This is a genomic window from Pseudomonas sp. FW305-3-2-15-C-LB1, assembly GCF_058787615.1.
In genome coordinates this window covers 88,425-112,932 of sequence record NZ_JBYSZX010000018.1, presented here as the reverse complement: position 1 = coordinate 112,932, position 24,508 = coordinate 88,425, and the positions used below count along the sequence as shown (strand labels likewise).

21 protein-coding genes, 1 tRNA gene and 2 pseudogenes are annotated in these 24,508 nt (G+C 62.4%); 9 read left to right on the top strand and 15 right to left on the bottom strand.

Annotated elements, in window-relative coordinates:
• Positions 1-73 (bottom strand) — tRNA-Glu (locus tag AC3WP7_RS25975).
• Positions 74-433: 360 nt separating this feature from the next.
• Between AC3WP7_RS25975 and AC3WP7_RS25970 the strand changes: the two genes are divergently transcribed.
• Both AC3WP7_RS25970 and AC3WP7_RS25965 read left to right on the top strand, forming a co-directional pair.
• On the top strand, positions 434-1,204 hold the full coding sequence (locus AC3WP7_RS25970; RefSeq protein ID WP_092247910.1) for a hypothetical protein: 771 nt from the start codon (positions 434-436) through the stop codon (positions 1,202-1,204).
• A 183-nt stretch (positions 1,205-1,387) separates the two neighbouring features.
• Positions 1,388-2,200, top strand: coding sequence for an alpha/beta fold hydrolase (locus tag AC3WP7_RS25965; protein ID WP_102592518.1), 813 nt, complete (start codon positions 1,388-1,390; stop codon positions 2,198-2,200).
• A 36-nt stretch (positions 2,201-2,236) separates the two neighbouring features.
• On the opposite strand, the gene AC3WP7_RS25960 is transcribed toward AC3WP7_RS25965, so the two are convergent.
• The 4 genes and pseudogenes from AC3WP7_RS25960 to AC3WP7_RS25945 form a co-directional block, all read right to left on the bottom strand.
• Positions 2,237-3,079 carry a methyl-accepting chemotaxis protein gene (locus AC3WP7_RS25960; protein ID WP_371322049.1) on the bottom strand — a complete coding sequence of 281 codons (843 nt, stop codon included), beginning with the start codon at positions 3,077-3,079 and terminating at the stop codon, positions 2,237-2,239.
• An 18-nt stretch (positions 3,080-3,097) separates the two neighbouring features.
• A pseudogene (locus AC3WP7_RS25955) lies at positions 3,098-3,295 on the bottom strand (HAMP domain-containing protein); the annotation flags it as partial.
• A 1,023-nt stretch (positions 3,296-4,318) separates the two neighbouring features.
• Positions 4,319-5,731 carry an aminotransferase-like domain-containing protein gene (locus AC3WP7_RS25950; RefSeq protein ID WP_058427175.1) on the bottom strand — a complete coding sequence of 471 codons (1,413 nt, stop codon included), beginning with the start codon at positions 5,729-5,731 and terminating at the stop codon, positions 4,319-4,321.
• A gap of 203 nt (positions 5,732-5,934) precedes the next feature.
• On the bottom strand, positions 5,935-6,696 hold the full coding sequence (locus tag AC3WP7_RS25945) for an SDR family oxidoreductase (RefSeq protein ID WP_092247898.1): 762 nt from the start codon (positions 6,694-6,696) through the stop codon (positions 5,935-5,937).
• Positions 6,697-6,922: 226 nt separating this feature from the next.
• On the opposite strand from AC3WP7_RS25945, the gene AC3WP7_RS25940 reads away from it, so the two are divergent.
• The gene (locus AC3WP7_RS25940; protein WP_102592519.1) at positions 6,923-7,930 is read left to right on the top strand and encodes an NADP-dependent oxidoreductase; all 1,008 of its coding nucleotides are present in this window, start codon (positions 6,923-6,925) and stop codon (positions 7,928-7,930) included.
• A 67-nt stretch (positions 7,931-7,997) separates the two neighbouring features.
• Here the strand turns inward: AC3WP7_RS25940 and pyrF are convergent, their stop codons facing one another.
• Positions 7,998-8,696 (bottom strand): orotidine-5'-phosphate decarboxylase, encoded by a 699-nt coding sequence (gene pyrF, locus AC3WP7_RS25935; RefSeq protein ID WP_010211681.1) that lies wholly within the window; start codon positions 8,694-8,696, stop codon positions 7,998-8,000.
• Positions 8,697-8,955: 259 nt separating this feature from the next.
• Here pyrF and AC3WP7_RS25930 point away from each other — a divergent pair, with 259 nt between their 5' ends.
• Both AC3WP7_RS25930 and AC3WP7_RS25925 read left to right on the top strand, forming a co-directional pair.
• Positions 8,956-9,720 carry a response regulator gene (locus AC3WP7_RS25930; protein ID WP_058427191.1) on the top strand — a complete coding sequence of 255 codons (765 nt, stop codon included), beginning with the start codon at positions 8,956-8,958 and terminating at the stop codon, positions 9,718-9,720.
• The gene (locus tag AC3WP7_RS25925) at positions 9,720-10,754 is read left to right on the top strand and encodes a sensor histidine kinase (protein ID WP_071489560.1); all 1,035 of its coding nucleotides are present in this window, start codon (positions 9,720-9,722) and stop codon (positions 10,752-10,754) included. The genes AC3WP7_RS25930 and AC3WP7_RS25925 overlap by 1 nt, the downstream gene beginning before the upstream one ends.
• Here the strand turns inward: AC3WP7_RS25925 and AC3WP7_RS25920 are convergent.
• From AC3WP7_RS25920 to AC3WP7_RS25880, 9 genes are all read right to left on the bottom strand, one after another.
• A complete protein-coding gene (locus AC3WP7_RS25920) occupies positions 10,751-11,812 on the bottom strand; it encodes an AI-2E family transporter (protein ID WP_071489561.1) in 1,062 nt (353 codons plus the stop codon). The two genes, AC3WP7_RS25925 and AC3WP7_RS25920, sit on opposite strands and share 4 nt — an antisense overlap.
• Positions 11,813-11,884: 72 nt before the next feature.
• Entirely contained in the window at positions 11,885-12,703 is an 819-nt protein-coding gene (locus AC3WP7_RS25915) for a DUF4892 domain-containing protein (RefSeq protein WP_092247888.1), read from the bottom strand.
• A 102-nt stretch (positions 12,704-12,805) separates the two neighbouring features.
• On the bottom strand, positions 12,806-13,660 hold the full coding sequence (locus AC3WP7_RS25910) for an alpha/beta hydrolase (RefSeq protein ID WP_092247885.1): 855 nt from the start codon (positions 13,658-13,660) through the stop codon (positions 12,806-12,808).
• Positions 13,657-14,460, bottom strand: coding sequence for an alpha/beta fold hydrolase (locus tag AC3WP7_RS25905; protein WP_102592520.1), 804 nt, complete (start codon positions 14,458-14,460; stop codon positions 13,657-13,659). The genes AC3WP7_RS25910 and AC3WP7_RS25905 overlap by 4 nt, the downstream gene beginning before the upstream one ends.
• 97 nt (positions 14,461-14,557) lie before the next feature.
• A complete protein-coding gene (locus tag AC3WP7_RS25900; protein ID WP_092247882.1) occupies positions 14,558-15,001 on the bottom strand; it encodes a hotdog fold thioesterase in 444 nt (147 codons plus the stop codon).
• Between the two features lie 30 nt (positions 15,002-15,031).
• Positions 15,032-16,681, bottom strand: coding sequence for an AMP-binding protein (locus AC3WP7_RS25895; protein WP_092247879.1), 1,650 nt, complete (start codon positions 16,679-16,681; stop codon positions 15,032-15,034).
• 85 nt (positions 16,682-16,766) lie between these two features.
• Positions 16,767-17,216, bottom strand: coding sequence for a phosphohistidine phosphatase SixA (sixA, locus tag AC3WP7_RS25890; protein ID WP_092247876.1), 450 nt, complete (start codon positions 17,214-17,216; stop codon positions 16,767-16,769).
• Positions 17,213-17,560 (bottom strand): DUF4389 domain-containing protein, encoded by a 348-nt coding sequence (locus AC3WP7_RS25885; protein ID WP_071489568.1) that lies wholly within the window; start codon positions 17,558-17,560, stop codon positions 17,213-17,215. The genes sixA and AC3WP7_RS25885 overlap by 4 nt, the downstream gene beginning before the upstream one ends.
• A gap of 10 nt (positions 17,561-17,570) precedes the next feature.
• Positions 17,571-18,596 carry an NAD(P)H-dependent glycerol-3-phosphate dehydrogenase gene (locus AC3WP7_RS25880; protein ID WP_092247873.1) on the bottom strand — a complete coding sequence of 342 codons (1,026 nt, stop codon included), beginning with the start codon at positions 18,594-18,596 and terminating at the stop codon, positions 17,571-17,573.
• 195 nt (positions 18,597-18,791) lie between these two features.
• On the opposite strand from AC3WP7_RS25880, the pseudogene AC3WP7_RS25875 reads away from it, so the two are divergent.
• The 4 genes and pseudogenes from AC3WP7_RS25875 to fabA all read left to right on the top strand — a co-directional run bounded on the left by AC3WP7_RS25875 (position 18,792) and on the right by fabA (position 24,506).
• Positions 18,792-20,912, top strand: a pseudogene (locus tag AC3WP7_RS25875) (TonB-dependent receptor plug domain-containing protein).
• Between the two features lies 1 nt (position 20,913).
• Positions 20,914-21,843, top strand: coding sequence for an ABC transporter substrate-binding protein (locus AC3WP7_RS25870; protein WP_102592521.1), 930 nt, complete (start codon positions 20,914-20,916; stop codon positions 21,841-21,843).
• On the top strand, positions 21,840-23,741 hold the full coding sequence (locus AC3WP7_RS25865; protein WP_093514428.1) for an ATP-binding protein: 1,902 nt from the start codon (positions 21,840-21,842) through the stop codon (positions 23,739-23,741). Before AC3WP7_RS25870 ends, AC3WP7_RS25865 begins: the two co-directional genes overlap by 4 nt.
• 249 nt (positions 23,742-23,990) lie before the next feature.
• Positions 23,991-24,506, top strand: a complete 516-nt coding sequence (fabA, locus tag AC3WP7_RS25860) for a 3-hydroxyacyl-[acyl-carrier-protein] dehydratase FabA (protein WP_071489573.1) — start codon at positions 23,991-23,993, stop codon at positions 24,504-24,506.
• The last annotated feature ends 2 nt before the right edge of the window (positions 24,507-24,508 follow it).

The window sequence follows — 24,508 nt, the reverse complement described above, 5'->3', positions numbered from 1 at the left end:
CGTCCCCTAGGGGACTCGAACCCCTGTTACCGCCGTGAAAGGGCGGTGTCCTAGGCCACTAGACGAAGGGGACACACGTACAACATTCACTGCTTAACCGCGTTTTGCTGTGTGCTTTACGCGTTAAGTGGCGCGCATTCTATGGACGGATTGAAAGATCGTCAACCCCCAAGGATAAATTTATTAAAATCAATGACTTCCCCCAGCTTTTCGGGCTCATGGGGGGATTGTGCGCGTCCGGGCTTTGACGCCTATATTCTGGCGCCCGACAAGACGCTATAGTTCGCTCCAGCAAATGATGGCAATGTGCATCCATGCAGGGAGCGCCTATGCCTATAGAAGCAAACTACCCGGGCAACTGGTCGATCAGTCCTATCCGCCGGATGGCCCAGTCACTACACTCCACTGTAAACCCTATAAAGAGGTCACACCGGTGACACCACTCATGATCACCCTGCTGGTAATAGCCGGGATCGCAATACTGATCGCCATTGGCTACATGAACCACGTGGTGGAAAACAACAAGCTGGAAAAGAAGCGCACCGAGATCGAGCTTAACGATCGCCTGCGCCGTTGCGGTGAAATCACCGAGACCTTCCCTGGCCAGTTGATGACCCCGGCGCTCAAGCTGTTGCTGACCCGCCTGGAACTCAACGTCAACCAGCGCCTGCTGAACCTGAATAAAGGCAGCATGGCGCTCAAGGCCCGCATCGCCGAGCTGAATACGCTGGTCGCCCAGGGCGAATCGATCCCGGTGAACAACCCGCCCGCGCCAATCCAGACCGAAGCCAAGGCCAAGGATGTGCGTTTCCTGCTCGAAGCCCTGCACGGCCAGGTCACCCGTGCGGCCCAGGATGGTTTCCTGCCGGCCAACGAGGCCAAGCACTGGATCCGCGAGATCCGCCATATCCTGGTGTTGCTGCATATCGAGTTCTTCAACAACCTCGGCCAGCACGCCCTGCAGCAAGGCCAGCCGGGCCAGGCGCGGTTGGCATTCGAGCGTGGCGTGCAGTACCTGCGCAAACAGCCGGAGCCGGTGATCTACAGCGCACAGCTGCAACACCTGGAGGCCCAACTGGGACGCGCCAACTCCACGGTGCTGACCAACAGTAAGCCGGCCGAAGACGAAGTCAACGAACTGACCGAAGGCCTCAAAGTGGTCGACGCCGACGCCGAGTGGAAGAAGAAAGTCATCTACGACTGATTCGCCGGCTGGAAGACTGGCCTGGCTTTTATTGCTGTGGTGAGCACGCTCACCACAGCAATAAAAGCCAGGCCAGTACAAACCACCTCGCTGCTTCACGAGATGCCATCACTTTGCATCTATCCCCCCGCCCCCGACTAGCGTAAAAAAGTGCCCCTCACTCCATGAAGTCAGAGGCCCGCTATGCCTGTCGCCGTCATTGATGGACAACCGCTGCACTACGTCGACCAGGGTTCCGGCCCCGTCGTCCTGCTGGGCTCAAGCTACCTGTGGGACCGCGACATGTGGGCGCCGCAGATCGAAGCCCTGTCGCAACAGTACCGGGTGATCGTGCCCGAGCTGTGGGGCCATGGCGAATCCGGCCCGCTGCCCGCAACAACCCGCTCCCTCGACGACCTCGCGCGCCAGGCCCTGGCCCTGCTGGACCAGTTGGATTTTCCACAGATCAACCTGGTCGGCCTCTCGGTCGGCGGCATGTGGGGGGCACGCCTGGCGCTGCTGGCTCCCGAGCGCATCAACAGCCTGGTGCTGATGGACACCTACCTGGGTGCCGAGCCCGAAGCCACGCGCCAGTATTACTTCTCGCTGTTCAAGATGATCGAAGACGCCGGCGCTATCCCCGGGCCTTTGCTGGACGTGGTCGCGCCGATCTTCTTCCGCCCGGGTATCGACCGCGAATCCGCGCTGTATCAGGATTTCCGCAAGCAATTGCAGGGCTACTCCAGGGAGCGCCTGCTGCAGAGCATCGTGCCCCTGGGTCGCTTGATCTTCAGTCGCGAAGATGTGCTGGGACAGTTGCCCAAGCTGGACGCCGACACCACCCTGGTGATGTGCGGCGAACAGGACAAACCGCGCCCACCTGCCGAATCCGAGGAAATGGCCCGCCTGATCGGCTGCAGCCTGATCCTGATCCCGCAAGCCGGGCATATCAGCGCCAGGGAAAACCCGGACTTCGTCAACGAAGCCCTGCTGACTTTCCTCGCCAACAACGCCTGACCGCCCTCCCCTGTGATCGCCGCGTAAACGCTGCGATCACAGGCGGAAGTGCCCGACCATCCCCTTGAGTTCCGCGCCCAGCTGCGCCAGCTGAATGCTCGATGCGGCGTTGCCCTGCATGCTCAGCGCCGACTGGTCGGCACTGGCACGGATACTGGTGACACTGCGGTTGATCTCCTCGGCCACCGAGCTTTGCTCCTCGGCCGCCGCGGCAATCTGCTGGTTCATCTGCTGGATCAGCGACACCGCCACCGCGATGCTACCCAAGGCGCTCTCGGTCTCCAAGGCATCGCTCACCGCCAGCTTCACCAGTTCGCCGCTTTGCTGGATCTGCTGCACCGAGGACTGGGCCGCGTTGCGCAACGTACTGACCAGCCGCTCGATTTCTTCGGTCGATTGCTGGGTACGCTTGGCCAACGCCCGCACTTCATCCGCCACCACCGCGAAACCACGGCCCTGCTCGCCGGCACGGGCGGCCTCGATAGCCGCGTTGAGGGCCAGCAGGTTGGTCTGTTCGGCCACGCTTTTGATCACACTCAACACAGTGCCGATGTTCTGGATCTCGGCGCTCAGGCTCTCGATGCTGGCGCTGGCACTGGTGCTGGAGGTGGCCAGCAATTCAATACGCTGCAAACTCTGGCGCACCACACGCTGGCCGCTGTCGACTTTGTCGTCCGCTGTCTGTGCGGCTTGCGCGGCTTCTTCGGCGTTGCGCGCCACGTCATGCACGGTAGCGGTCATCTGGTTCATCGCCGTGGCGACCTGCTCGGTTTCTTCTTTCTGGCTACTGACTTCGACATTGGTTTGTTCGGTAACACTGGACAATGAGTGAGCCGAGCTGGCCAGTTGCTCGATACCGGCCTGCAGGCCGCTGACCATATGGCTCAGGCCATTGCCCATCTGCTGCATCGCCTGCATCAGTTGGCCGATCTCATCGCGGCGACTGACCTCCATGCGCCCGCTCAAATCGCCGGCCGCAATCTGCTGGGCAACCGCAATCACACTGCGCAGCGGCGCGACGATCAAGCGGGTGATCACCCAGGCCGCGATCAACCCCACCAACAGCGCCAGGGCCGAAGAGCCGATGATCAGCATCGCGCTTTTCTTCAACTGTGCCTGCATCGACAGGTCTTCAGTGTCGTACGCCTGGTTGACCCGGCCGACCACTTGCTCGGCCCGATCATGCAACTGCTTGTAGACCACCTTCTCCTGGGCCAGCAGGCCGGTGTACTCGCCGAGTTTTTCACTGAACGAAGCAATATGCCCGGAGACCTCATTCAACACCGTCTGGTAACCGGGATCCTTGACCGCGGTTTTCAGTGTTTCAACCTGGGCCAGCGCCTGGTCGGCCTGCTCGATCTTGCCTTGCTCGGCGTCATCGGCGTCTACCTTGCGGCTCTGGTCCAGACGTACGTGGGCTTCGTTCATGGCTTGCAACATCAGCCGTGAAACCTGGCTGACCTGCCCCGCCTGCTCGATAAACTCGGCGCCCTCCTTGCCCTGGCTTTCCTTGAGGCCATAGGCACCGTCGTCAGCCAGCCCGGCCTGCAGCACATCGAGGTTATTGGCCACGCTGGACACTGACCAACTGGCCATTTCCAACGCCAGGTCCTTGGTCTGGGTCAATTCGACAAACTCATCGAACGCCTTGCGGTAGGCGGCCAGGGCCTGTTCGACATCTGTCATGACGGGCACGTTGGCCGCCGACTGGGCCTTGAGGCTCGCCGCGAGCGCGGCCAAGGCATCGACACTTTCATGCAGGGCGTCGACGGCCTTGGGGTCGGCATGCAACGCGTAGTCCTGCTCGATCAGGCGCACCTTGAGCAAGCCACTGTTGAGCGACGACATGGCCTTGAGGCCTTCGAAGCGCTGGCCAACGGATTGCAGGGACCACACGCCGATGGCCGCGACCAGGGCGGTCAACAGCAATACCAGGGTGAAGCCCAAGCCCAGTTTTTTTGCCATACCGAGGTTGGCGAAGCGTCGTTGCACGGCCGAAATCATTGCACTTGCATCCTCTTGCAATGGCAGATGCCATCAAGCCCGGTTTACACAGGCGAGATTGGCAACCACAAGGCACCGAACACAAGTCATTGGCGCCACAATAATGGCAAAAAGCTACACGCTCGTCGTTTTCAGAATGGTCGAGGTCGATCTTGCAGGTCCCATGGCGCGGAATAACGCCAGTGCCCGTTGATCATCAGCATAGGCCACATTGATTCGCAGCCACTCACTGGGCTCATCCGTTGGACTGAACAGTGCCCCCGGTGACAACAAAACCCCCAGCCGCCGGGCATACGCCTGCAACCGCGACCGATCCCCAACCCCTGGCCGCGCCCACACGAACATCCCGCCGGCAGGGTTGGCGAACACCTCCCATTCCTCATCCTCCAGCACCTGCAAGGTCGCAGCCATTTGCGCACTCAGCCGCTTGCGCAAGCGCTGCACCCACTTGCGATAAGTGCCATTAGCCAGCAGCGTCGCCACTACGGCCTCGGCAAACCGCGAAGTGCCGAAGCCGGTCAGGGTCTTGAGGCTGGCCAATTGCGCGATGATCGCCGTGCTCGCACTGAGATAACCCACGCGCAAGGCACTGCTCAGGGTCTTGGAAAAGCTTGCGACGTAGATCACCCGGTCACCGTGGGGTAACGCCGAGAGCCGCGTGCAACTGGCGTGTTGCAGATCGCCAAACACGTCCTCTTCGATAATCAAAAAGTTCTCGCGGTGCGCCAGCTCCAACACACGCTCCGCCACGGTGCGACTCAGGCTGGAACCGGTGGGGTTGTGATACAGGCTATGGATGAACAGGCATTTGGGCCGATGACGCTGCAGCAAGGCCTCAAGCGTCGCGATGTCCGGCCCGCCACGGGTGCGTGGCACCTGCAGCAGTTGCACACCATGAAAGACCAGTTGCCGATAAAGGTTGCCGTACCCCGGCGTTTCAACCATCACGCAATCGCCGGCCTTGAGCAGGGTGCGTATCAGCAGGTCCTGTGCATGGCTGGCGCCCGCCGTGGTGAGGATGCCGTCAAGGTGGGTGGGGATGTGGACCTGTGTCAGGCGCTTGAGCAATTGCTCACGCAATGCCGGAAGCCCCAATGGGGTGCTGTAGTTGAACAGCGCAGCCGTGTCGCAGCGGGTGACTTCGCGAATCGCGTAGCTGATGTCATCGCTTTCGCGCCAGGCATCAGGCAGCCAGCCGCAGCCCAGTTTCAGCTCGCCCAACGGGTTATCGGCAAAGGCGCCCCAATCTCGCTCGGCACCTTCATACCACTGGCTTTCGTGCACCGTCGGTGGCTGGGCCACGCAGAAAACCGACCCCTGTTTCGAAACCAGCACGCCCTGGGCGACCAACCGCTCGAATGCCTCGATCACACTGGACTGGCTGAGCAGGTTATCGAGAGCCACCTGGCGAACGGAGGGCAAGCGTGTACCAGGGCTCGCCCCACTCGTGCGAATCCATTGCGCCACCGCGCTGATGATTTGCTGCACCACCGGTACAAGGGCTTGTCGATCGATCCCTAAATCCATGCGCCACTCACTTCAACTGTCTGTAATTCAACCCGGGACAGTTAAGCACAGAAGCCCATGTCGGCCGCTCGCCAACTTTTATTAAATTATTGATTTTATTGAGTTATTTACCTGCTGATACACATTCTGACAAGGCACCGTGCCAGCTATGGAAAAACCTCACACCCTCCCAGGCCTTTTCGAATGGAGGGCGACCTGAGGTCCTAGATAGCCGTCGCGCCACCGTCCACTGCCAAGGCGTGACCGGTGGTAAAGGCCGCACCGTCGCTGCACAGGTACAGCACCGCGCTGGCGATTTCCTCGACCTTGCCGATGCGCCCCACCGGGTGCATGGCAGCAGCGAATTCGGCCTTGCGCGGGTCGGCTTCATAGGCACGCCGGAACATATCGGTGTCGATCACGGCCGGGCAGACCGCATTGACGCGAATGTTCTTCTTCGCATACTCGATGGCCGCCGACTTGGTCAGGCCGATTACCGCGTGTTTGGACGCGGCATAAATGCTCATCTTCGGCGCCGCGCCCAACCCCGCGACCGACGCGGTGTTGACAATCGCCCCGCCGCCCTGGGCCAACAGCAGTGGCAATTGATGCTTCATGCACAACCACACGCCTTTGACGTTCACGCCCATGATGGCGTCAAACTCGTCCAGGGTCCCATCCGCCAGCTTGCCCTTCTCGATCTCGATCCCGGCATTATTGAAGGCGTAGTCCAGGCGGCCATAGGCGGCGAGGGTCTGGGCCATCAATTGCTGAACATCCGCCTCCAGCGTGACGTTGCAGCGCACAAACAGCGCTTCGCCGCCGGCCTGGCGGATCAGCGCGACGGTGCCTTCGCCGCCCGCAACGTCCAGGTCAGCGACCACCACCTTCAACCCTTCGGCGGCGAACGCCAGTGCCGTAGCGCGGCCGATACCGGCGGCAGCACCGGTCACCAGGGCGACCTGGCCGGAAAACGTCATGCTCATGAGGGATGTCCTGTGAGGGAAAGTCGTGGGTCGAGTCTAGCCAACGCCGCGCCAGACGCGTCAGCACTATCAAAAGGCCGGTTGAAGCTGCATGAATCGTAGTGATAACAGCCGCCGCCTGACTATCAGCAACACCTATCGACCGGCATTCGCACGCTCGGTGAACCTTGCTCCCGGCCCGTTCAAGGTCTATCACTTCAGGTTCATTTCCAGAAGAGTCACTGCCATGAGCGCCCAGACCAACCGCCAATTCCTGCTCGCCAAGCGCCCGGTCGGCGCGGCCACCCGGGACACCTTCACCTACCAGGAAGTCCCGGTGGGCACGCCCCAGAACGGCCAGGTGCTGGTGCGCAATGAATACCTGTCCCTCGACCCCGCCATGCGCGGCTGGATGAATGAAGGCAAGTCCTATATCCCGCCGGTCGGTATCGGTGAAGTAATGCGCGCCCTGGGCGTGGGCAAAGTGATTGCCTCGAACAACCCGGCATTCGCAGTCGGGGACTACGTCAACGGCGCCCTGGGCGTGCAGGATTACTTTCTGGGCGAGCCGCGGGGTTTCTACAAGGTCGATCCGAAACTGGCGCCCCTGCCCCGTTACCTGTCGGCACTCGGCATGACCGGCATGACCGCCTACTTCGCACTGCTGGACACCGGTGCGCCGAAGGCTGGCGAAACCGTGGTGATCTCCGGCGCGGCTGGTGCCGTGGGCAGCATTGCCGGGCAGATCGCCAAGCTCAAAGGCTGCCGTGTGGTGGGCATTGCCGGCGGCGCCGACAAGTGCAAGTTCCTGGTGGATGAACTGGGCTTCGATGCTGCTATCGATTACAAAAGCGAAGATGTGCCTGCCGCACTCAAGCGCGAGTGCCCCAAGGGCGTGGATGTGTATTTCGATAACGTCGGCGGCGATATCCTCGACGCCGTGCTCAGCCGCCTGGCGCTGAAGGCACGCGTAGTGATCTGCGGCGCCATCAGCCAATACAACAACAAGGAAGCCGTGAAAGGTCCGGCCAACTACTTGTCACTGCTGGTCAATCGCGCGCGCATGGAAGGGTTTGTCGTGATGGATCACGCCGTAGGCTTTGCCGCTGCCGGGCAGGAAATGGCCGGCTGGATGGCCCAGGGCAAGCTCAAGAGCAAGGAAGATATCGTGGAGGGGCTGGAGACGTTCCCGGAAACGCTGATGAAGCTGTTCAACGGTGAGAACTTCGGGAAGTTGGTGCTCAAGGTCAGCTGACCACCCATAGATCTAAATGTTGGAGATCTGAATGTGGGAGGGGCAAGCCCGCTCCCACATTCGAAAATCAGGCGATTTCGGCGACGACTGCCGCCAATGCCTTGGCCGGATCGGCCGCCTGGCTGATCGGGCGACCGATCACCAGGTAATCGGAACCTGCATCCAACGCCTGGCGCGGGGTCAGGATACGGCGCTGGTCATCCTGGGCACTGCCCGCCGGACGAATACCCGGGGTCACGAGTTGCAGCGACGGGTGCGCGGTTTTCAGGGCCTGGGCTTCCAGCGCCGAACACACCAGGCCATCCAGGCCGGCTTTTTGCGCCAGGGCGGCCAGGCGCAGTACCTGCTCCTGGGGCTCGATATCCAGGCCGATACCGGCCAGGTCTTCACGCTCCATGCTGGTGAGCACGGTCACACCGATCAACAACGGTTTAGGCCCGCTGCGCTGTTCCAGCACCTCACGGCAGGCACTCATCATGCGCAGGCCGCCGGAGCAGTGCACGTTGACCATCCACACGCCCATTTCGGCGGCGGCCTTGACCGCCATCGCGGTGGTGTTCGGAATATCGTGGAATTTCAGGTCGAGGAACACTTCGAAACCTTTGTCACGCAGCGTACCGACGATTTCCGCCGCGCAACTGGTGAACAATTCCTTGCCGACCTTGACCCGGCACAGCTTCGGGTCCAACTGGTCAGCCAGCTTCAGTGCGGCGTCACGAGTGGGGTAATCCAGGGCGACGATGATAGGAGTCTGGCAGACGGACATTGGAATGGGCTCTCAGGCAAGTCGAAATCGGCGCGGATTGTAGCGCAAGCGGCGGCGTTGCGGGATCCGATGATCGGTAAATACTGACCAAGCGCTATCGGGCAGGCATTTCAGGGAATTATTTCAAAGCCGATACATTCACGACATGCCCCCAACACGCCTCACGGCTAGCCTCGCTTGCACGACCCACCGACCAGCACTTCCAGCCATGGGGCTGGGCGCCTATGCTGAGCGCAACAACAGGGCAGATGATCGCACTATGCATACCCCTTCCGTCTCCATGAACGACGAGCAAAAAGGCGCGGTGATCGCCGACGACAAACGCTGGAACACCCGCGCGCTGATCGTTGACGACGATGTGCCGATCCGTGAACTGCTGATCGACTACCTGGCCCGCTTCGGCATTCTCGCCAGCGGCGTCACCGACGGTACGGCGATGCGCCAGGCCATGCAGGCCGAAACCTTCGACGTGGTGGTGCTCGACCTGATGCTGCCGGGCGAAGATGGCCTGTCGCTGTGCCGCTGGCTGCGCGCGGAATCGGATATCCCGATCCTGATGCTCACCGCCCGCTGCGAACCCACTGACCGCATCATCGGCCTGGAGCTGGGCGCCGACGATTACATGTCCAAGCCCTTCGAACCCCGCGAACTGGTAGCGCGCATCCAGACCATCCTGCGCCGTGTGCGTGACGACCGTACCGAACAACGCGCCAATATCCGCTTCGACAATTGGCGCCTCAACAGCGTGCTGCGCCAACTGGTCGCCGACGATGGCCTGGTGGTGCCGCTGTCCAACGCGGAATTTCGCCTGCTGTGGGTATTCATCGAACGTCCGCGCCGGGTGTTGAGCCGCGAACAACTGTTGGATGCCGCCCGTGGCCGCTCCATCGAAGCCTTTGATCGCAGCATCGATTTGCTGGTGTCGCGCCTGCGGCAAAAACTCGGGGATGATCCCAAGGCGCCCCAATTGATCAAGACCGTGCGGGGTGAAGGCTACCTGTTCGACGCCCGGGATATCGGTTGATGCGCAACGCCTTCAACACGCTGTTCGGTCGACTGTTTGGCGTGTTGCTGGTGGCGATTGTGCTGGCTCATGTGCTGGCCATTTCCTGGTTTCGCTATTACGGCCCGCCTCCGCCGCCGCCTCAGGAGACCTTTGTCGAGCAGCCGGACGGCACGATGAAACACCTGGCCAGGCACAAGCGACCATGGTTTGGTGGCCCGGTGGTGCCACTGACGTTCCAGTTCATCTCGTTGATTATCGCCGCCTGGTACGGTGCCAAGCTGCTGAGCCGGCCGATCCAGCGCCTGAGCGAAGCTGCCGAGCGCCTGAGCCTGGACCTCGACAGCCCGCCCCTCGACGAATCTGGCCCGCGTGAGGCACAGCAAGCGGCGTCGACTTTCAACCTGATGCAGCGACGCATCCGCGAGCAAGTCAGCCAACGCGCCCGTATGCTCGGCGCTGTCTCCCATGACCTGCGCACCCCGTTGTCACGCCTGAAGCTGCGCCTGGAACAGATCGAAGACACCCGGCTGCAAGGCCAGATGCGCCAGGACCTGGACGACATGATCGGCATGCTCGACGCGACCCTGAGCTACCTGCACGAACAACGCACCAGCGAAACCCGGCATTGGCTGGACGTGCAGGCGCTGGTCGAGTCGATGAGCGAAAACGCCCAGGACCAGGGTTCCGATGTGCAGTTCGGCGGGACCTGCGCACCGCTGCAAGTGCAGCCGATGGCCTTGCGATCGTGCCTCAACAACCTGATCGACAACGCCCTGCGGTACGCCGGTTCGGCGCGCATCGAGCTGACAGACAGCCGCGAGGCGCTGGTCATCCGTGTCATCGACCATGGCCCCGGCATTGCCGCCGACCAGCGTGAGGCGGTGTTCGAACCGTTCTATCGGCTGGAAGGCTCACGCAACCGCAACTCTGGCGGGGTCGGCCTGGGCATGACGATTTCCAGGGAAGCGGCGGAACGCCTCGGCGGTCGGCTGCACCTGGAAGAAACCCCCGGCGGTGGTTTGACCGCCGTGATGTGGTTACCACGCGTCTAGAGCGGCTTGTCTTCCCGCCGCCCCTGGGCCTGGGTTGCACTCCAGTCCATCAACAGGCTGTAGGCCACCGCCAGTAGGGTCGGGCCGATAAACAGGCCGATGAAACCAAAGGCAATCAAGCCGCCGAACACCCCGAGCAGCACGATGACCAACGGCAGGTTGCCGCCGCGGCTGATCAGGTAAGGCTTGAGCACGTTGTCCACGCCACTGATGATGAACGTGCCCCACACGCCGAGGAACACCGCGTAGGTGTAATCGCCCTTCCAGGCCAGCCACGCCGTGGCCGGGATCCACACCAGTGGCGGGCCCATGGGAATCAGGCTGAGCAGGAAGGTGACGATGCCCAGCACCAGCGCACCCGGCACCCCGGCGATCAGGAAACCGATCAGCGCCAACAGGGCCTGGGCGGCGGCCGTGCCGATCACGCCGTTGACCACGCGCTGCACGGTGCCGGCCACCAGTTCGATGTAATAGCCGGCACGCTCGCCGATCAAGCGCTCCAGCAGGCGGTGAACAAACATCGCCAGGCGCGGCCCGTCCCGGTAGAAAAAGAACACGAAGACCAGGCTCAGGGTCAGTTCTAGAATCCCACCACCGATTTGCGCACTGCGCGCCAACAACCAATTGCCGACCTGCCCCAGGTAGGGCTTGATGCTGACCATCAAGGCCGCGCCCTGTTGGTCAATGCTGTCCCACATGGCCACCAGCCGCTCACCGACTAAGGGGATCGAGCCGAGCCAGGCAGGTGCCTCCGGCAGGCCGTCAACCTGGATATCCTTGATCAACGCCGTCGCATCGCGCACGTGATCCGCGAGGTTGAAGCCCAGCCACACCAGCGGCAGCGCCACCAGCAGCATCCAACCCAACGTCAGGATGCCGGCGGCCAGGGATTCGCGCCCCCCCAGCCAGCGGGTGAGCAGGACCATCAACGGCCAACTGGCAAATGCCAGTACCGCGCCCCAGAACAGCGCCGACCAGAACGGCGCCATCACCCAGAAGCTGGCACCGAACAGCACCAGCAGCAGGATTTGCACCAGTAGGCGATCGTTATTGAGCATGGAGTATCTCTAGAAGAAGGCTATAGGAAGAGAGCTTAGGCGAACGGCGCGGGTCCGTTCGCCTTGTAACGGTCAGCGTATCAGATGCAGGTGCAGGCCTTTGGTTTCAGCGGAGCCGGTTTCCATGCGCGCGGCGCGCACACCTTTGTCGACCAGGGCCTGGCGCCAGGCTTCGGCGTTCGGGCCGGTAAGGCTGACGCGCAAGGTGGTATCAAGGTTCAACCCACGGGAAATCAGGGTCAGCCAGGTGTCGTCAGGGTCGCCGCCCAGCGCGGGGAAATCCAGCTCGCCGGTGCTTTTCAGCTCTCGCAGCAGCGTTGCGGAGGTGGGCAGAAGGTCGGCCAGCGGCGCGTTGGCGTCCAGTTGCTCCACGTGCAGATAGGCGCGACGGTTGCCACGGGTGATGCCATACAGCGCCACCAGGGAGTTTTCCTGGGGGGCTGCCAGGCGCAGCAGCAGGTATTCCTGCTGGCCGTCGGCGCCGACCAACTTGGCGTTGCCGAACACTTCATTGGCCCACAGGCTGCTTTCGCCGCAATCCCGGGCCTGGCACCAGAACAGCAACTGCGCGCCCTTCGCCTGCAACGCTTCGCGCGTCGCAGTAAATGCGGCACTGGAGCTGTGTTCGGCAGGTAATTCATAGGTGATGGCGGTGGCTTGGCCCCGTGCGGTGGCCTGGCCTTCGTAACGCAGCTGGCCGCTGATCTTGCGGATGGCGCCCATGGGGTAGATGCGTTCTTTTTCTTCGGTGGGACGGTAGTCGACGATTTGCGCGTCGACCTGGCGGGCCACGGTGGGCAGGTCCTGGCTACCCGGTATGTCGGCGGCAAATACCAGTGGGCTCAGCAGGCCCAAGCCCAGGATACGGATACATCCGTTACGCACGCTCATAGGATCAACGAGCCCTGGCCATCGGCGGTCACAGCGGTGTTGAAGTAGTTCATGGTTGACTCCCTTTCAATCCGCCCAGCCTCGGCAGTTGACCGCCCCAAGTCAAGGCGCGCAGAAGAACCGATTGAAACAGTCTGCAACAAGGACCGCGCCGGGCTCGTCATTCAGGTGTAAATGATGGCCGCCTGGCAGCGTGGTCACGGTAAAGGGTAGCTGGGAAAGCAATTCGGAATGTTTCGCCAGCATGCCATCAGCCGCGACCACCAACTGTGTAGGGCAACCCACACGCCGCACGAAAGCCATTGCCTGCTCATCGGTCAGACGCATCGGCGAAGCCAGGGTCAGGCGGCTGTCGGTGCGCCAGGTGTAACCGCCCGGCACTGGCATCAGACCGCGTTGGGCCAGCAGTTCCGCGGCTTCGCGACTGACCGCCACCACGCCTTTCATGCGCGCCTCGACCGCTCGATCCAGGGTGCTATAGACCGGCTTGCGTTTGTCCTGCAGGTTCAATTGCGCCTGCAACGCCATGCCCAAGCGTTCGGCGGCGTTGTCACCGCTGGCAGTGGGCGGGATCACCCCGTCGATCAATCCCAGGTGCGTCACCCGTTCCGGCAGCGCACCGGCCAGCACCAGGGAAACGATGGCGCCGAGGGAGTGGCCAAGTAATGCAAAACGTTTCCAACCCAGTTGCTCGGCGACGTGCAGCACGTCGTACGCGTAATCCCACAAGGCGTAACCGGCGCCGATAGGACGATGCGCCGAATGCCCATGCCCGGCCATATCCAGTGCAACGATGCGCAAGCCCTGAAGTTTCGGCGCCAGTCGCGCAAAGCTGTTGGCGTTGTCCAGCCAGCCATGCAGCGCGATCACCGGCAAACCGTCCTCGGGCCCGAACAGATGGGCCGCCAACTCGATATGCGGCAGGCTCAGGCGCACTTCTTCGACCGGTGTGCTCATGCGCAACTGCGCTCGCGGGCTTCCCAGCGGGAGAACAGGTTCTTGATCAAGGTCGCGGTGTCCTGGGGGCGTTCAAGGGGGAACATATGGCCGCCGGGCATGGTGAGCATTTCGCCCATGGGCAGGCGACCGACGCCGCTGGCGTGGTGACGCATCACCACCCGGCTCTGCCGGCCGCGCACCACCGCCAGCGGCACCTTCATCTGGCGCACCTGACCGGGGCTGGTGTGGGGCACGCCCCGGTAGATGCTGATCTCGGTAGCCGGGTCGAAGCGCAGGCGCAGGCGGTCACCGACCTGGTGCAGGCCGTGTTGCAGGTAAGCGTCGAAGCATTCCGGGTCAAAGCCACGGAACAAGGTCTTGCCGGCGAAATAGCTGCGCGCGGCGTCCAGGTCGCTGAACTCTTCGCGGCGTCCCAGGGTGCGCCCGGCCGGGGTCAGGCGGTCAATAAAACCAAAGCGCTTGGCCGCGCGGATCACCCAGCGGTCGGCGCGGGTCAACACCGGCGAATCGAGCATGACCACTCCGCGATATAACTGAGGGCAACGCATGGCTGCATGCAGATGCAAAACGCCACCGAGGGAATGCCCCACACCCCACACCGGTTCCGGCTGCCGCTCCAGGTGGTGGATGAGCTCATCCACCAGGTTCTGCCAGTTATCGTCCACCGGAAACCTGGGGTCGTGACCGTGCTGCAGCAGGTGCGCCACTGCATATTCCGGGGCCAGGGCGGCAAACAGCTTGCCGTAGGTGGCCGAGGGGAAACCATTGGCGTGGGCGAAAAACACATGCTGCGACATACCGGATCCATCGACAAAAACAGAGATTGATTGTCACCAGCCCCGACCGCCACAGCAATGACTGTAACTGCCAGGAATGATGACACTCACGCCACGCCTATCGCGCCGGCGGGTTCTCGCCCAGCGGCACCACCGCCATGGTCAGGCGCGACACGCAATTGGCCTTGCCATCGTCGCTGGTCAGGCGAATGTCCCACACCTGGGTGGTGCGGCCGATATGGATCGCCTTGGCCACCGCCGTCACCCGCCCACTGCGCACACCGCGCAGGTGGTTGGCGTTGATCTCCAGGCCCACGCAGTAGAACTTGCTCGCGTCGATGCAAAGATAGGCGGCCATGGAGCCGACGCTTTCGGCCAGGACCACCGATGCGCCGCCGTGCAACAAGCCGTAAGGCTGATGGGTGCGATGGTCGACCACCATGCTGGCGGTCAGCGATTCGTCATCGAAGCGTTCAAAACGGATATCCAGCAATTCACCGATGGTGTTCTTCTGGATCGCATTGAGTTGGTCAATATTCGGTTGAGTGCGCCACAGGCTCATACGGTTGTCCTTGTTGGTTTTATGATGGCCCTAATCCTGCCACAGAACAGTTTCGGAACGCTCGCTCCACGTCTGGAAATGTTCACCGTAGGTCGATTCGATCACATTGCGTTTGATCTTGAGCGTCGGGGTCAGAAAGCCGTTTTCCACCGCCCAGTTGTCTTTCACCACCACCAACTGTCGCAGGCGTTCATGTTTATCCAATGCTTGATTGACCTGCTCCAGCCAGCGTTCAAGGCTGCTGCGCAGCACATGCGGTTCTTCGCTCATTGCCGACAACACGCAAAGCCCCATCGGCGCGGTCAGGCCATCGCCCACCACGCACACCTGTTCGATGCGCGCATGTTCGGCCAGGCGGTTCTCAATCGGTGCCGGGGCCACGTACTTGCCTTTGCTGGTCTTGAAGATCTCCTTGAGGCGCCCGGTCAAGCGCAGCCGACCGTCGGCAGCCTGCTCGCCCTTGTCGCCGGTGCGCAGGAAGCCGTCGGCGGTGATGGTCTCAGCGGTTTTGTGCGGGTCCTTGTAGTAGCCGAGCATGGTCGCACCGCTGCGCACTTGCACTTCGCCCGCAGGATCGATGCGCACCTCGACACCAGGGCACGGCAGGCCGATCCAGCCGATGGACTGTTGCCCGGGGCGACACACATGGGAGTAGCCGCAGCTCTCGGTCATGCCGTACACCTCCAGTACGTCCAGGCCCAGGCGCTGATACCAGCGCAGCAGCGCCTCGGGCACCGGCGCCGCCCCGGACAGTGCGATGCGCAACGCATCCAGGCCCAGCCCGGCGAGCACCTTGTGGCCCACGCGCTTGCCGATGAAGGGTAGACGCAGCAGGGTGTCCAGGCGTTTTTCCGGGATTTTGGCGTAGACGCCCATCTGGAATTTGGTCCAGATACGCGGTACGCCAAACAGGGCGGTCGGACGTGCCCTGCGCAGGTCGGTCAGAAACGTCTCCAGGCTTTCGGCAAAAAACACTGTCTGCCCGGTGTAGATCGCCGCCATTTCCACAAACATGCGCTCGGCCACATGGCACAGCGGCAGGTAGGACAGCAGGCGGTCGCCCTCCCCCAACCCGAATAATTCGGTGCCACGGGTGGCGGCAAACCCCAGCGCGCCGAAGCTGTGCATCACGCCTTTGGGTAGGCCGGTGGTGCCAGAGGTGTAGATGATGGTGGCCAAGTCCCAGTCCGCAGGCGCCGGGTCATCCTGGATCGGCGAACAGGCTTGCAGGTCGGCCCAGCTGAAATCGAACGCGCCGGCTGGGCACAGCGGCAAGCTGATGGTCGGGACATTGGACGGCACGCCGGGCGCCATAGCGGGCCAGTCGTCGAGCTTGCCGATGAACGCCAGCGCCGCCTCGGAATGGGCGAGCACATGGGCCACGGAGTCGGCAGTGAGGTTGGGGTACAGCGGCACCGAGACATGCCCGGCCATCCAGATCGCCAGGTCGGCAATGATCCAGTGCGCACAGTTTTTCGAAATCAGGGCAATGTGCGAGCCTGGGGGCAGCTCGCGGGCGCGCAGCCAGTGCGCGGCACACCGGGCCTGTTGGCCGACATCGCCCCAGGTGAGGCGCTGCACCTCACCGCCGCCCACGGGCTGCACCAGAAAGGTCTGGCGCGGGTGCCGCGCTTCACGTTCGAAGAACACCTGCAACGGCAATCGAAATGCGACGGGCATGGGACGCGCTCCTTTGTGGTCCGACGATAGCCAACCAAGCACTTGCTTGGTTGACTATATAGCACACACAAAGCCGCGATAACGCCTACGGATTCTTCACGCTGACCAGGCTCATCAGCCCCGCCAGCGGGAAATCCCCTTCCAGTTCCGCCAGGCTGGCGGTGTGCATCGGCTGCGGCTGGCGCTGATGACCATGCTGCAGAAAGCTGATCAGGCTGCCCACCAGGGGCTGATGGCTGACCAGCAGCACATTGTCGTCGGTGTCGAGCTTTTCCAGCACCTGCAACGGGCTGCCATCGGGGGTCAGCCACGGCACCGTGCGAATCTGCGCCTCGAAGCCCAACGCATCACGCACCAGATGCGCGGTCTGCTGCGCCCGCACATAGGGGCTGGCGATGATCGCGCTGAGGGGCTGGCCGATCAGGTGCGCGGCACTGCGCAACACTTCGCCACGGCCATGCTCGGTGAGGTTGCGTTCGGCATCGGTGCGCGCATGCCCTTCGGCCTCGCCGTGGCGCAGTATCCACAACTTCATAGTTTCGGCTCTTCATCACGCACCGGGTGCGGCGCCGGCGGCACGCTGTGGGCAGCTTCGCCCTCGGGTGCGCGCGGGGTCGGCCAGTCGGCGAACGGCCACGGTTTTTGCTCGGTATGGAAGCTGCCGAAACGCCCGATCTGCGCCAGGAACTGGCTGAGGCTGTCGCCGAAGTTCATCAGGCCCAGGTTCGGGGCGCCGTAGACCAGGCGGTAGATCAGTTGCACCACCACCAGCGCGCCGAGCAGGAACTGCGCCACTTGCCAAACCAGGGCAAACACCAGCATCCACAGGATGCGCAGGGCAATGGATTCGTACTTGGGGGCTGCTTGCGGATCGTTCATGACGCGTTCCTCAGTTGAAACCACTGGTGGAAATAAAGTCGACATCGGTCTTGGGCTCGGCGCGCATCAGCAACTCGATGACCTGGTTCAAGGTGCGCCCTTCAAACAGGATCGCGTGCAGCCCGGCGACCAACGGCATATACACGCCGACTTCCTGGGCCTTGGCCTTGAGCACCTTGAGGGTATTGACGCCCTCGGCCACTTCGCCCAGGCGCGTGACCGCGTCTTCCAGGCTCAGGCCCTGGCCGAGGGCGAACCCGACCTGATAGTTGCGGCTTTTCGGCGAGGAGCAAGTGACGATCAGGTCGCCCACGCCCGCCAGGCCGAGGAAGGTCATCGGGTTGGCCCCCTGGTTGACCGCAAAGCGGGTCATCTCGGCCAGGGCGCGGGTAATCAACATGCTTTTGGTGTTCTCGCCCATGCCCAGCGCCACGGCCATGCCGGCGATGATCGCGTAGACGTTTTTCAGCGCACCGCCCAGCTCGACGCCAAAGCGGTCGCTGCTGGCGTAGACCCGGAAGGTACGACCGTGCAATACAGCCTGGACCCGTTCGCACAGCTCTTCGTCTTCACTGGCGACTACGGTGGCGGTCAGCGCGTGCTCGGCGACTTCCCGCGCCAGGTTCGGCCCGGATAACACGCCAATGCGCGCCTGGGGCGCGATCTCTTCGAGAATTTCGCTCATCAGCTTGAAGGTCTGCGCCTCGATGCCCTTGGTCAGGCTGACCAGCAGCTTGCCCGCCAGGCGTTCGGCGTGCGGTGCCAGCACCGAGCGCAAGGCGCTGGACGGCAGCGCGACGAAGCACAGGTCGCAGGCCATGAGGGTGTCCAGCAGGTCGGTAACCGGCTCGACCGCCGGATGAATCTTGATGCCTTTGAGGTAACGCGGATTTTCCCGGTGCACCCGAATGGCCTCGGCCTGTTCGGGATCGCGCATCCACTGGCGCACAGCGTGACCGTTCTCGGCCAGCAGGTTAGCCACGGCGGTACCAAAACTTCCGCCTCCCAGGACCGCGATAGGGCGCTGTTCAGTCATATGCAATCCGTTAATCCATACCAGTGGCGATGGCGGCATTATACGGGCCGACCCGTCGGCGGCCAGCCCCCGTATCAATTCGTGCGCTTGTCGGAAAATGCCACACTTACATGAAGTAATTGCAAGTCCGGCGACTGGCAAATGGCCCCACCTCAGTTAACATGGGCGGCTATCCGTAATTATCAAGGCCGTGCCGTGTATTTGGGCCCTCCTCCCCGTTCATCTCTGTGGTTGATGCTGCTGTGCAGTGCGCCTGTCATGGCCGACGACCTGTTCCTCGACAGCCAGCCGCTGCCCCAGGTATTGACCGCCACGCGTCTCAAGCAATCGGCCGCCGCCGTGCCCGGCAGCATGACCGTGATCGACAGCGAGTTGATCAAGGCCAGCGGCGCGCGGGATATCAGCGAGTTGCTGCGCCTGGTGCCGGGGATGATGGTCGGCTACACCTCCGGCAACCAGGCGGCGGTGAACTACCACGGCACCAGCGCCAGCGATGCGCGGCGCATGCAGGTGCTGATCGACGGCCGCTCGGTGTACCGCGCCGGCCTGGCCACCGTGGACTGGAGCGACATTCCAGTAGCGATGGAAGATATCGAGCGCATCGAAGTCTTCCGCGGCCCCAACACCGTCAGCTACGGCGCCAATGCCTTGATGGCGGTGGTCAACATTCTCACGCGCTCGCCGGCTAACAGCCACGGCACCCGGGTCAAAGTGGTGCGTGGCGAGCGTGGCATCAATGACTTCTATGCCAGCCAGGGCATCGGCTGGGAAACCGGCGATTTGCGCCTGTCGCTGTCCGGCCAGCAGGACGATGGGTTCGACAGCGACGCCGCTGGCGCCGACCGCCGCGACGGGCGTCGTCTCAATCGCTTCAGCCTGGCGGTGAGCCAGACGTTGAACGCGCAGCAGAGCATCGACTGGCAACTGGATGCGAAGGAAGGCACCAACCAACGTCCGTATACCTACAGCCCGGTATTCGCCGGGATTACCGAAGGTGGCAACAACTCCGACGTCACGGCCAAGGACTACGCCGGCTCGCTGCGCTGGAATTTCGATTTCAACCCTGAACACAGCCTCTATATCCAGGGCTCGGCCCAGCAGTGGGACCGCCGGCAAATCTGGAAGGCCTGCGACGCCAAGGTGTCGTTCAGCCCGGAATTGACCCAGCTGTGGCAGATGAACCCCAACTACGCCGAGCTGCTGGCCCGCCACATGGACACCTACAGCCAGGGCAGCGCACCGCCGGGTAGCGCTGCCGAGCAAGCGCTGGCCAACCAGGTGTTGCAGCAGTGACGCGACGGTGCCAGTCAAAGCGTGTGCGGCGACATCGACCAGAGCACCCGCGAAAGTCGCTATGACTTGGAAATCCAGGACACCCTCAGCCTGTCCGACAGCCTGCGCCTGGTCAGCGGCATGAACTACCGCTACGACCGCGCCGACTCCGATACCTACTTCAATGGCACCCTGGACGACACCACCTGGCGCCTGTTCGGCCAGTTGGAATGGCGCGCCAGCGAACATTGGCTGCTGCAAGGCGGCGCCATGTATGAAGACACGCACCTGAGCGGCAATTCGCTGACGCCACGGGTGGCGGTCAACTACCTGATCAACCCGCGCCATGGCTTGCGCGCGGTGTACTCCGAAGCCATCCGCTCCCCGGACATGTTCGAGAACAACGTCAACTGGAGTTATCGCGTCACCAACCTCAGCTCCCCGGCCTACGGTCAGACCACCGGGCAATACTTCGTAAAGACGCGGGGGCCGGGCAACCTCGATAAAGAGATGATGAAGTCGCGGGAACTGGGGTACAACGGCTTCTTTGCCGACATCGGGCTGAACATGGACGTGAAACTGTTCTACGACGAAATTACCGACATGATCAGTTCGCCGCTGCGCAATAACCAGTACATTGCCAGCAACGCCAACAGCGCACGCTTCACCGGTGCCGAAACCCAGTTCGACTGGCGCGTGAGCAACGCCGACCGCTTGCGGCTGACCTATGCTTATGTCGATGCCAGCGCCAGCAACCCGCTGGACAAGGCACAGACCGCACGCAACAGTGGCTCTGCCGGTTGGTTGCGTGAATGGGGCCAAGGCTGGTCCAGCGCGCTGTTCTACTACGGCGATGACGCACTCAACCAATATCGCTTCGAACGGGTCGACCTGCGGGTGGCCAAGCGCATTGCCCTGGGCAAAGCCAACGTGGAGCTGGCCGGCATGCTGCAAGAACGCCTGGATCACCAGCCCACCACCTGGGCCGATAACAATTATGACCATCGCCACGTGCTCTACTTCAGCGCAGAGTTAGAGTTCTGACATGGGCGACTCGTCACGGATGACCTGCTTTTTTATCCACACGCTCTGGCGACGCATTGTGCTGTTCGCTTGCCTGCTGTCTGCCGCGCCGGCCTGGAGTGCCGAGATCCTGCTGACCGCTGCCGAAGACAGCGCCGGCGTCCAGGCCTTCGCCCAGGCCCTGGCCCAGCAACGCCCCGAAGACCACATCACCTTCACCCCGCTCAAAAACCTGCCAGCCCCTGGTCGACTGCCGGCCAACACACGTCTGATCCTGCTCGACCTGCCCAGCCTCGACTGGCGCCTGCAGGAGACCCAAGGCCCGCCGACCCTGGTGCTGCGTATCAGTCGGTTGCAGGCCCATCAACGCCTGGGCACCACACCTCACCCGCACATCAGCCTGCTGTGGAGCGACCCACCGCTGGAACGCCAACTGCGCCTGATCGCCGCCATCCTGCCCCAGGCGCGGCGCATCGGCGTGCTCTACGGCGCCGACAGTGAGTTCCTGCTGCCCGAACTGCGCCAGCACGCCACACCCCTCGGCCTGGAAATCGTGCCACAGCTCTGGGACAACATTAATGACAGCCGCCCGCTGCAAAACCTGTTCAGGAGCAGTGACGTGCTGCTCGGCCTGGATGACCCGCAGTTGTACAACTCGAAAACCGCGAAGAACCTGTTGCTGAGCAGCTATGCCCAGCAATTGCCGGCGGTGGGCCCGAATGCAGGCTTTGTGCGGGCCGGCAGCCTGGCCAGCACCTACAGCGACCAGACCGACTGGCTGGCCGTGCTTGACCGTTTGCTAGACCACCCGCCGGCCAACTGGCCGCGCTCGCTGTACCCGGAACACTTCAAAGTCGTGGGCAACCCGCAAGTCGCGCGCTCACTGGGGATCGAACAGGTGGACGAAGCCGGCGTCGCGATCCGCCTGGCCGAAGGAGAAAAACGCCCATGACCTTGCGCCGTCGTTGGGACATCAACACCCGCACCCAGCTCATCACCCTGGGCCCGGCGCTGTTGCTGACGTTGCTGCTGATCAGCTTTTTCACCTTCGTGCGGATCCAGGACTTGCGCCAGGAACTGGACCACACCGGCCAGTTGATCGCCAACCAACTGGCGCCCGCCACCGAGTACGGGGTGATCTCCGGCAACAACGAAGTGCTCGACAGCCTGCTGCGCGCCACGCTCGCTACGCCCCATGTGCGGTTCCTGGAGATCCAGGACAGCAGCGAGAACATCCTGGTGTATGTCGAGCAGCCGTCGGAAAAACACGACCGCTCGTTGTCCGTCAAAGTGTTCCAGGCACCGATTCGCCTGCAACACATCCAGTTGGGCAATGATTTTTTCCAGGACAACCTCAACGAACCCAAGGCACCGCGGGCCGACTACCTGGGCCGGGTGATCGTCGGCATGTCCAACGACGCATTCAGCCAGCGCCAGCAGGAAATCCTGTTCAAGGCCGGCATCCTGGCGCTGTTCGCCCTGCTGTTTACCTTCCTGCTCGCGCGGCGCCTGGCCGCCAGCCTGTCTCAGCCGATCAGCGCCATGGGCCACGCGGTAAAAGCCATCCAGCAAGGTGACTACAAGACGCCGCTGCCGATCGTGGACGACTCGGAACTGGGCGACCTGTCGCGACACATCAATAACCTGGCCGAAGGCCTCAACCAGGCCAGCCGCGAACAGCAGCAGGCCATGGCCCAGTTGATCCAGACCCGCGAAGAGGCAGAGCGCGCCAACAACGCCAAGTCGGATTTCCTGGCGATGATGAGCCATGAGCTGCGCACGCCCATGAACGGCGTGCTGGGCATGTTGCAGTTGCTGGAAACCACCGAAATGACCGAGGAGCAGACCGAGTACGCGGCGCTGGCCTCCGAGTCCACCGAGCATTTGCTCAAGGTCATCAACGACATCCTCGACTTCTCGCGCATCGAACGCGCTGCCCTGGAACTGGAGCATATTCCGTTCAACCTGGCGGACCTGATCAACAGCTGCGCCCAGGCGTTCCAGCACAGCGCCCAGCAGCGCGGGCTGGCGTTGAAACTGTCGATACCACCGGGGTTGGACGCCTTGCGCGTGCAGGGCGACCCGACGCGAATCCGCCAGATCCTGGTGAACCTGATCGGCAATGCGCTGAAGTTCACCGAGCAGGGCAGCGTCAGCGTCGAACCCCATTGGCAGACCCTTGACCATGAACTGGTGTGGTTCACCTGCACCGTGCGCGACAGTGGCATCGGGATTTGCGCCGAACGCCTGGAGTTGATGTTCGACGCGTTCCAGCAGGCCGACAGTTCCATTTCAAGACGTTACGGCGGCACCGGCCTCGGCCTGCCCATCGCCCGTACCCTGGCCGAACGCATGGGCGGCACCCTGCGCGCGCAAAGTGAAGAAGGCCGCGGCTCGGTATTTACCCTGGAAATTCCCCTGGCCATCGACCAGCAGAGCGTGCCGGCCATCGCGCAAGGCGCCGACGGCAAAGCCAACGCCGGCGCTGGCCGCCATGTATTGCTGGTGGAGGACAACCCGGTCAACCGCACCGTGGTCGAAGCCATGTTGCGCAGCCTGGGCTTTGAAGTGAGCCTGGCCACCGACGGTGCCGAGGCGATCCGCAGTGCCGAGAGCCTGATTTTCACCGCGATCCTGATGGATTGCCGGCTGCCGTTGATCGACGGCTACGAGGCCACCCGCAAGATCCGTCAACTGCCGGGCTGCGCCGACCTGCCGATCATCGCCCTGACTGCCAACGCGTTGCAGGGCGACCGTGAAGCCTGCCTGGCAGCCGGAATGAACGATTACCTGGCCAAGCCGTTCAAACGTACGGATTTGCAGCAAATCCTGCAGCGCTGGGTGCAATAGCGTCGCGCCATCAGCCAACTCCGACTGGCGTGAAAGACGAAAGTGCGGCAGTCTTAGGCACCCGAACGGGCCCATAAACGGGCCCGGTTTAAAATTTCAGTGAACAAGTGTACATTCAGTACCTTGCCGCTGTGACTTTCACTACAACGCAATAGTCTACGTGTAGGCTGCCGACATGAGGCATGAACGCTTCATTCGGTTCGGGAAGATTTGCCCTACCCTGCCGCATGGGATTATTGAGGAGCTCGCATGACCAAACAAAACGCCTTTACTCGGGAAGATCTGCTGCGCTGCAGTCGCGGTGAGCTGTTCGGCCCAGGTAACGCGCAACTGCCCGCCCCGAACATGCTGATGGTGGATCGCATCACCCATATCAGCGAAGAGGGTGGCAAGTACGGCAAAGGTGAATTGGTCGCCGAGCTGGATATCACCCCGGACCTGTGGTTCTTCGCCTGCCATTTCGAAGGCGACCCTGTGATGCCGGGCTGCCTGGGCCTTGACGCCATGTGGCAGCTGGTCGGTTTCTTCCTGGGCTGGCAAGGCCTGCCGGGCCGCGGTCGCGCCCTGGGTTCGGGCGAAGTGAAGTTCTTTGGCCAGGTCCTGCCGACCGCCAGGAAAGTCACCTACAACATTCAGATCAAGCGCGTCCTCAAGGGCAAGCTGAACCTGGCCATCGCCGATGGTTCGGTGAGCGTCGACGGTCGCGAGATCTATACTGCCGAAGGCCTTCGGGTCGGCGTATTCACTTCCACTGACAACTTTTAAGG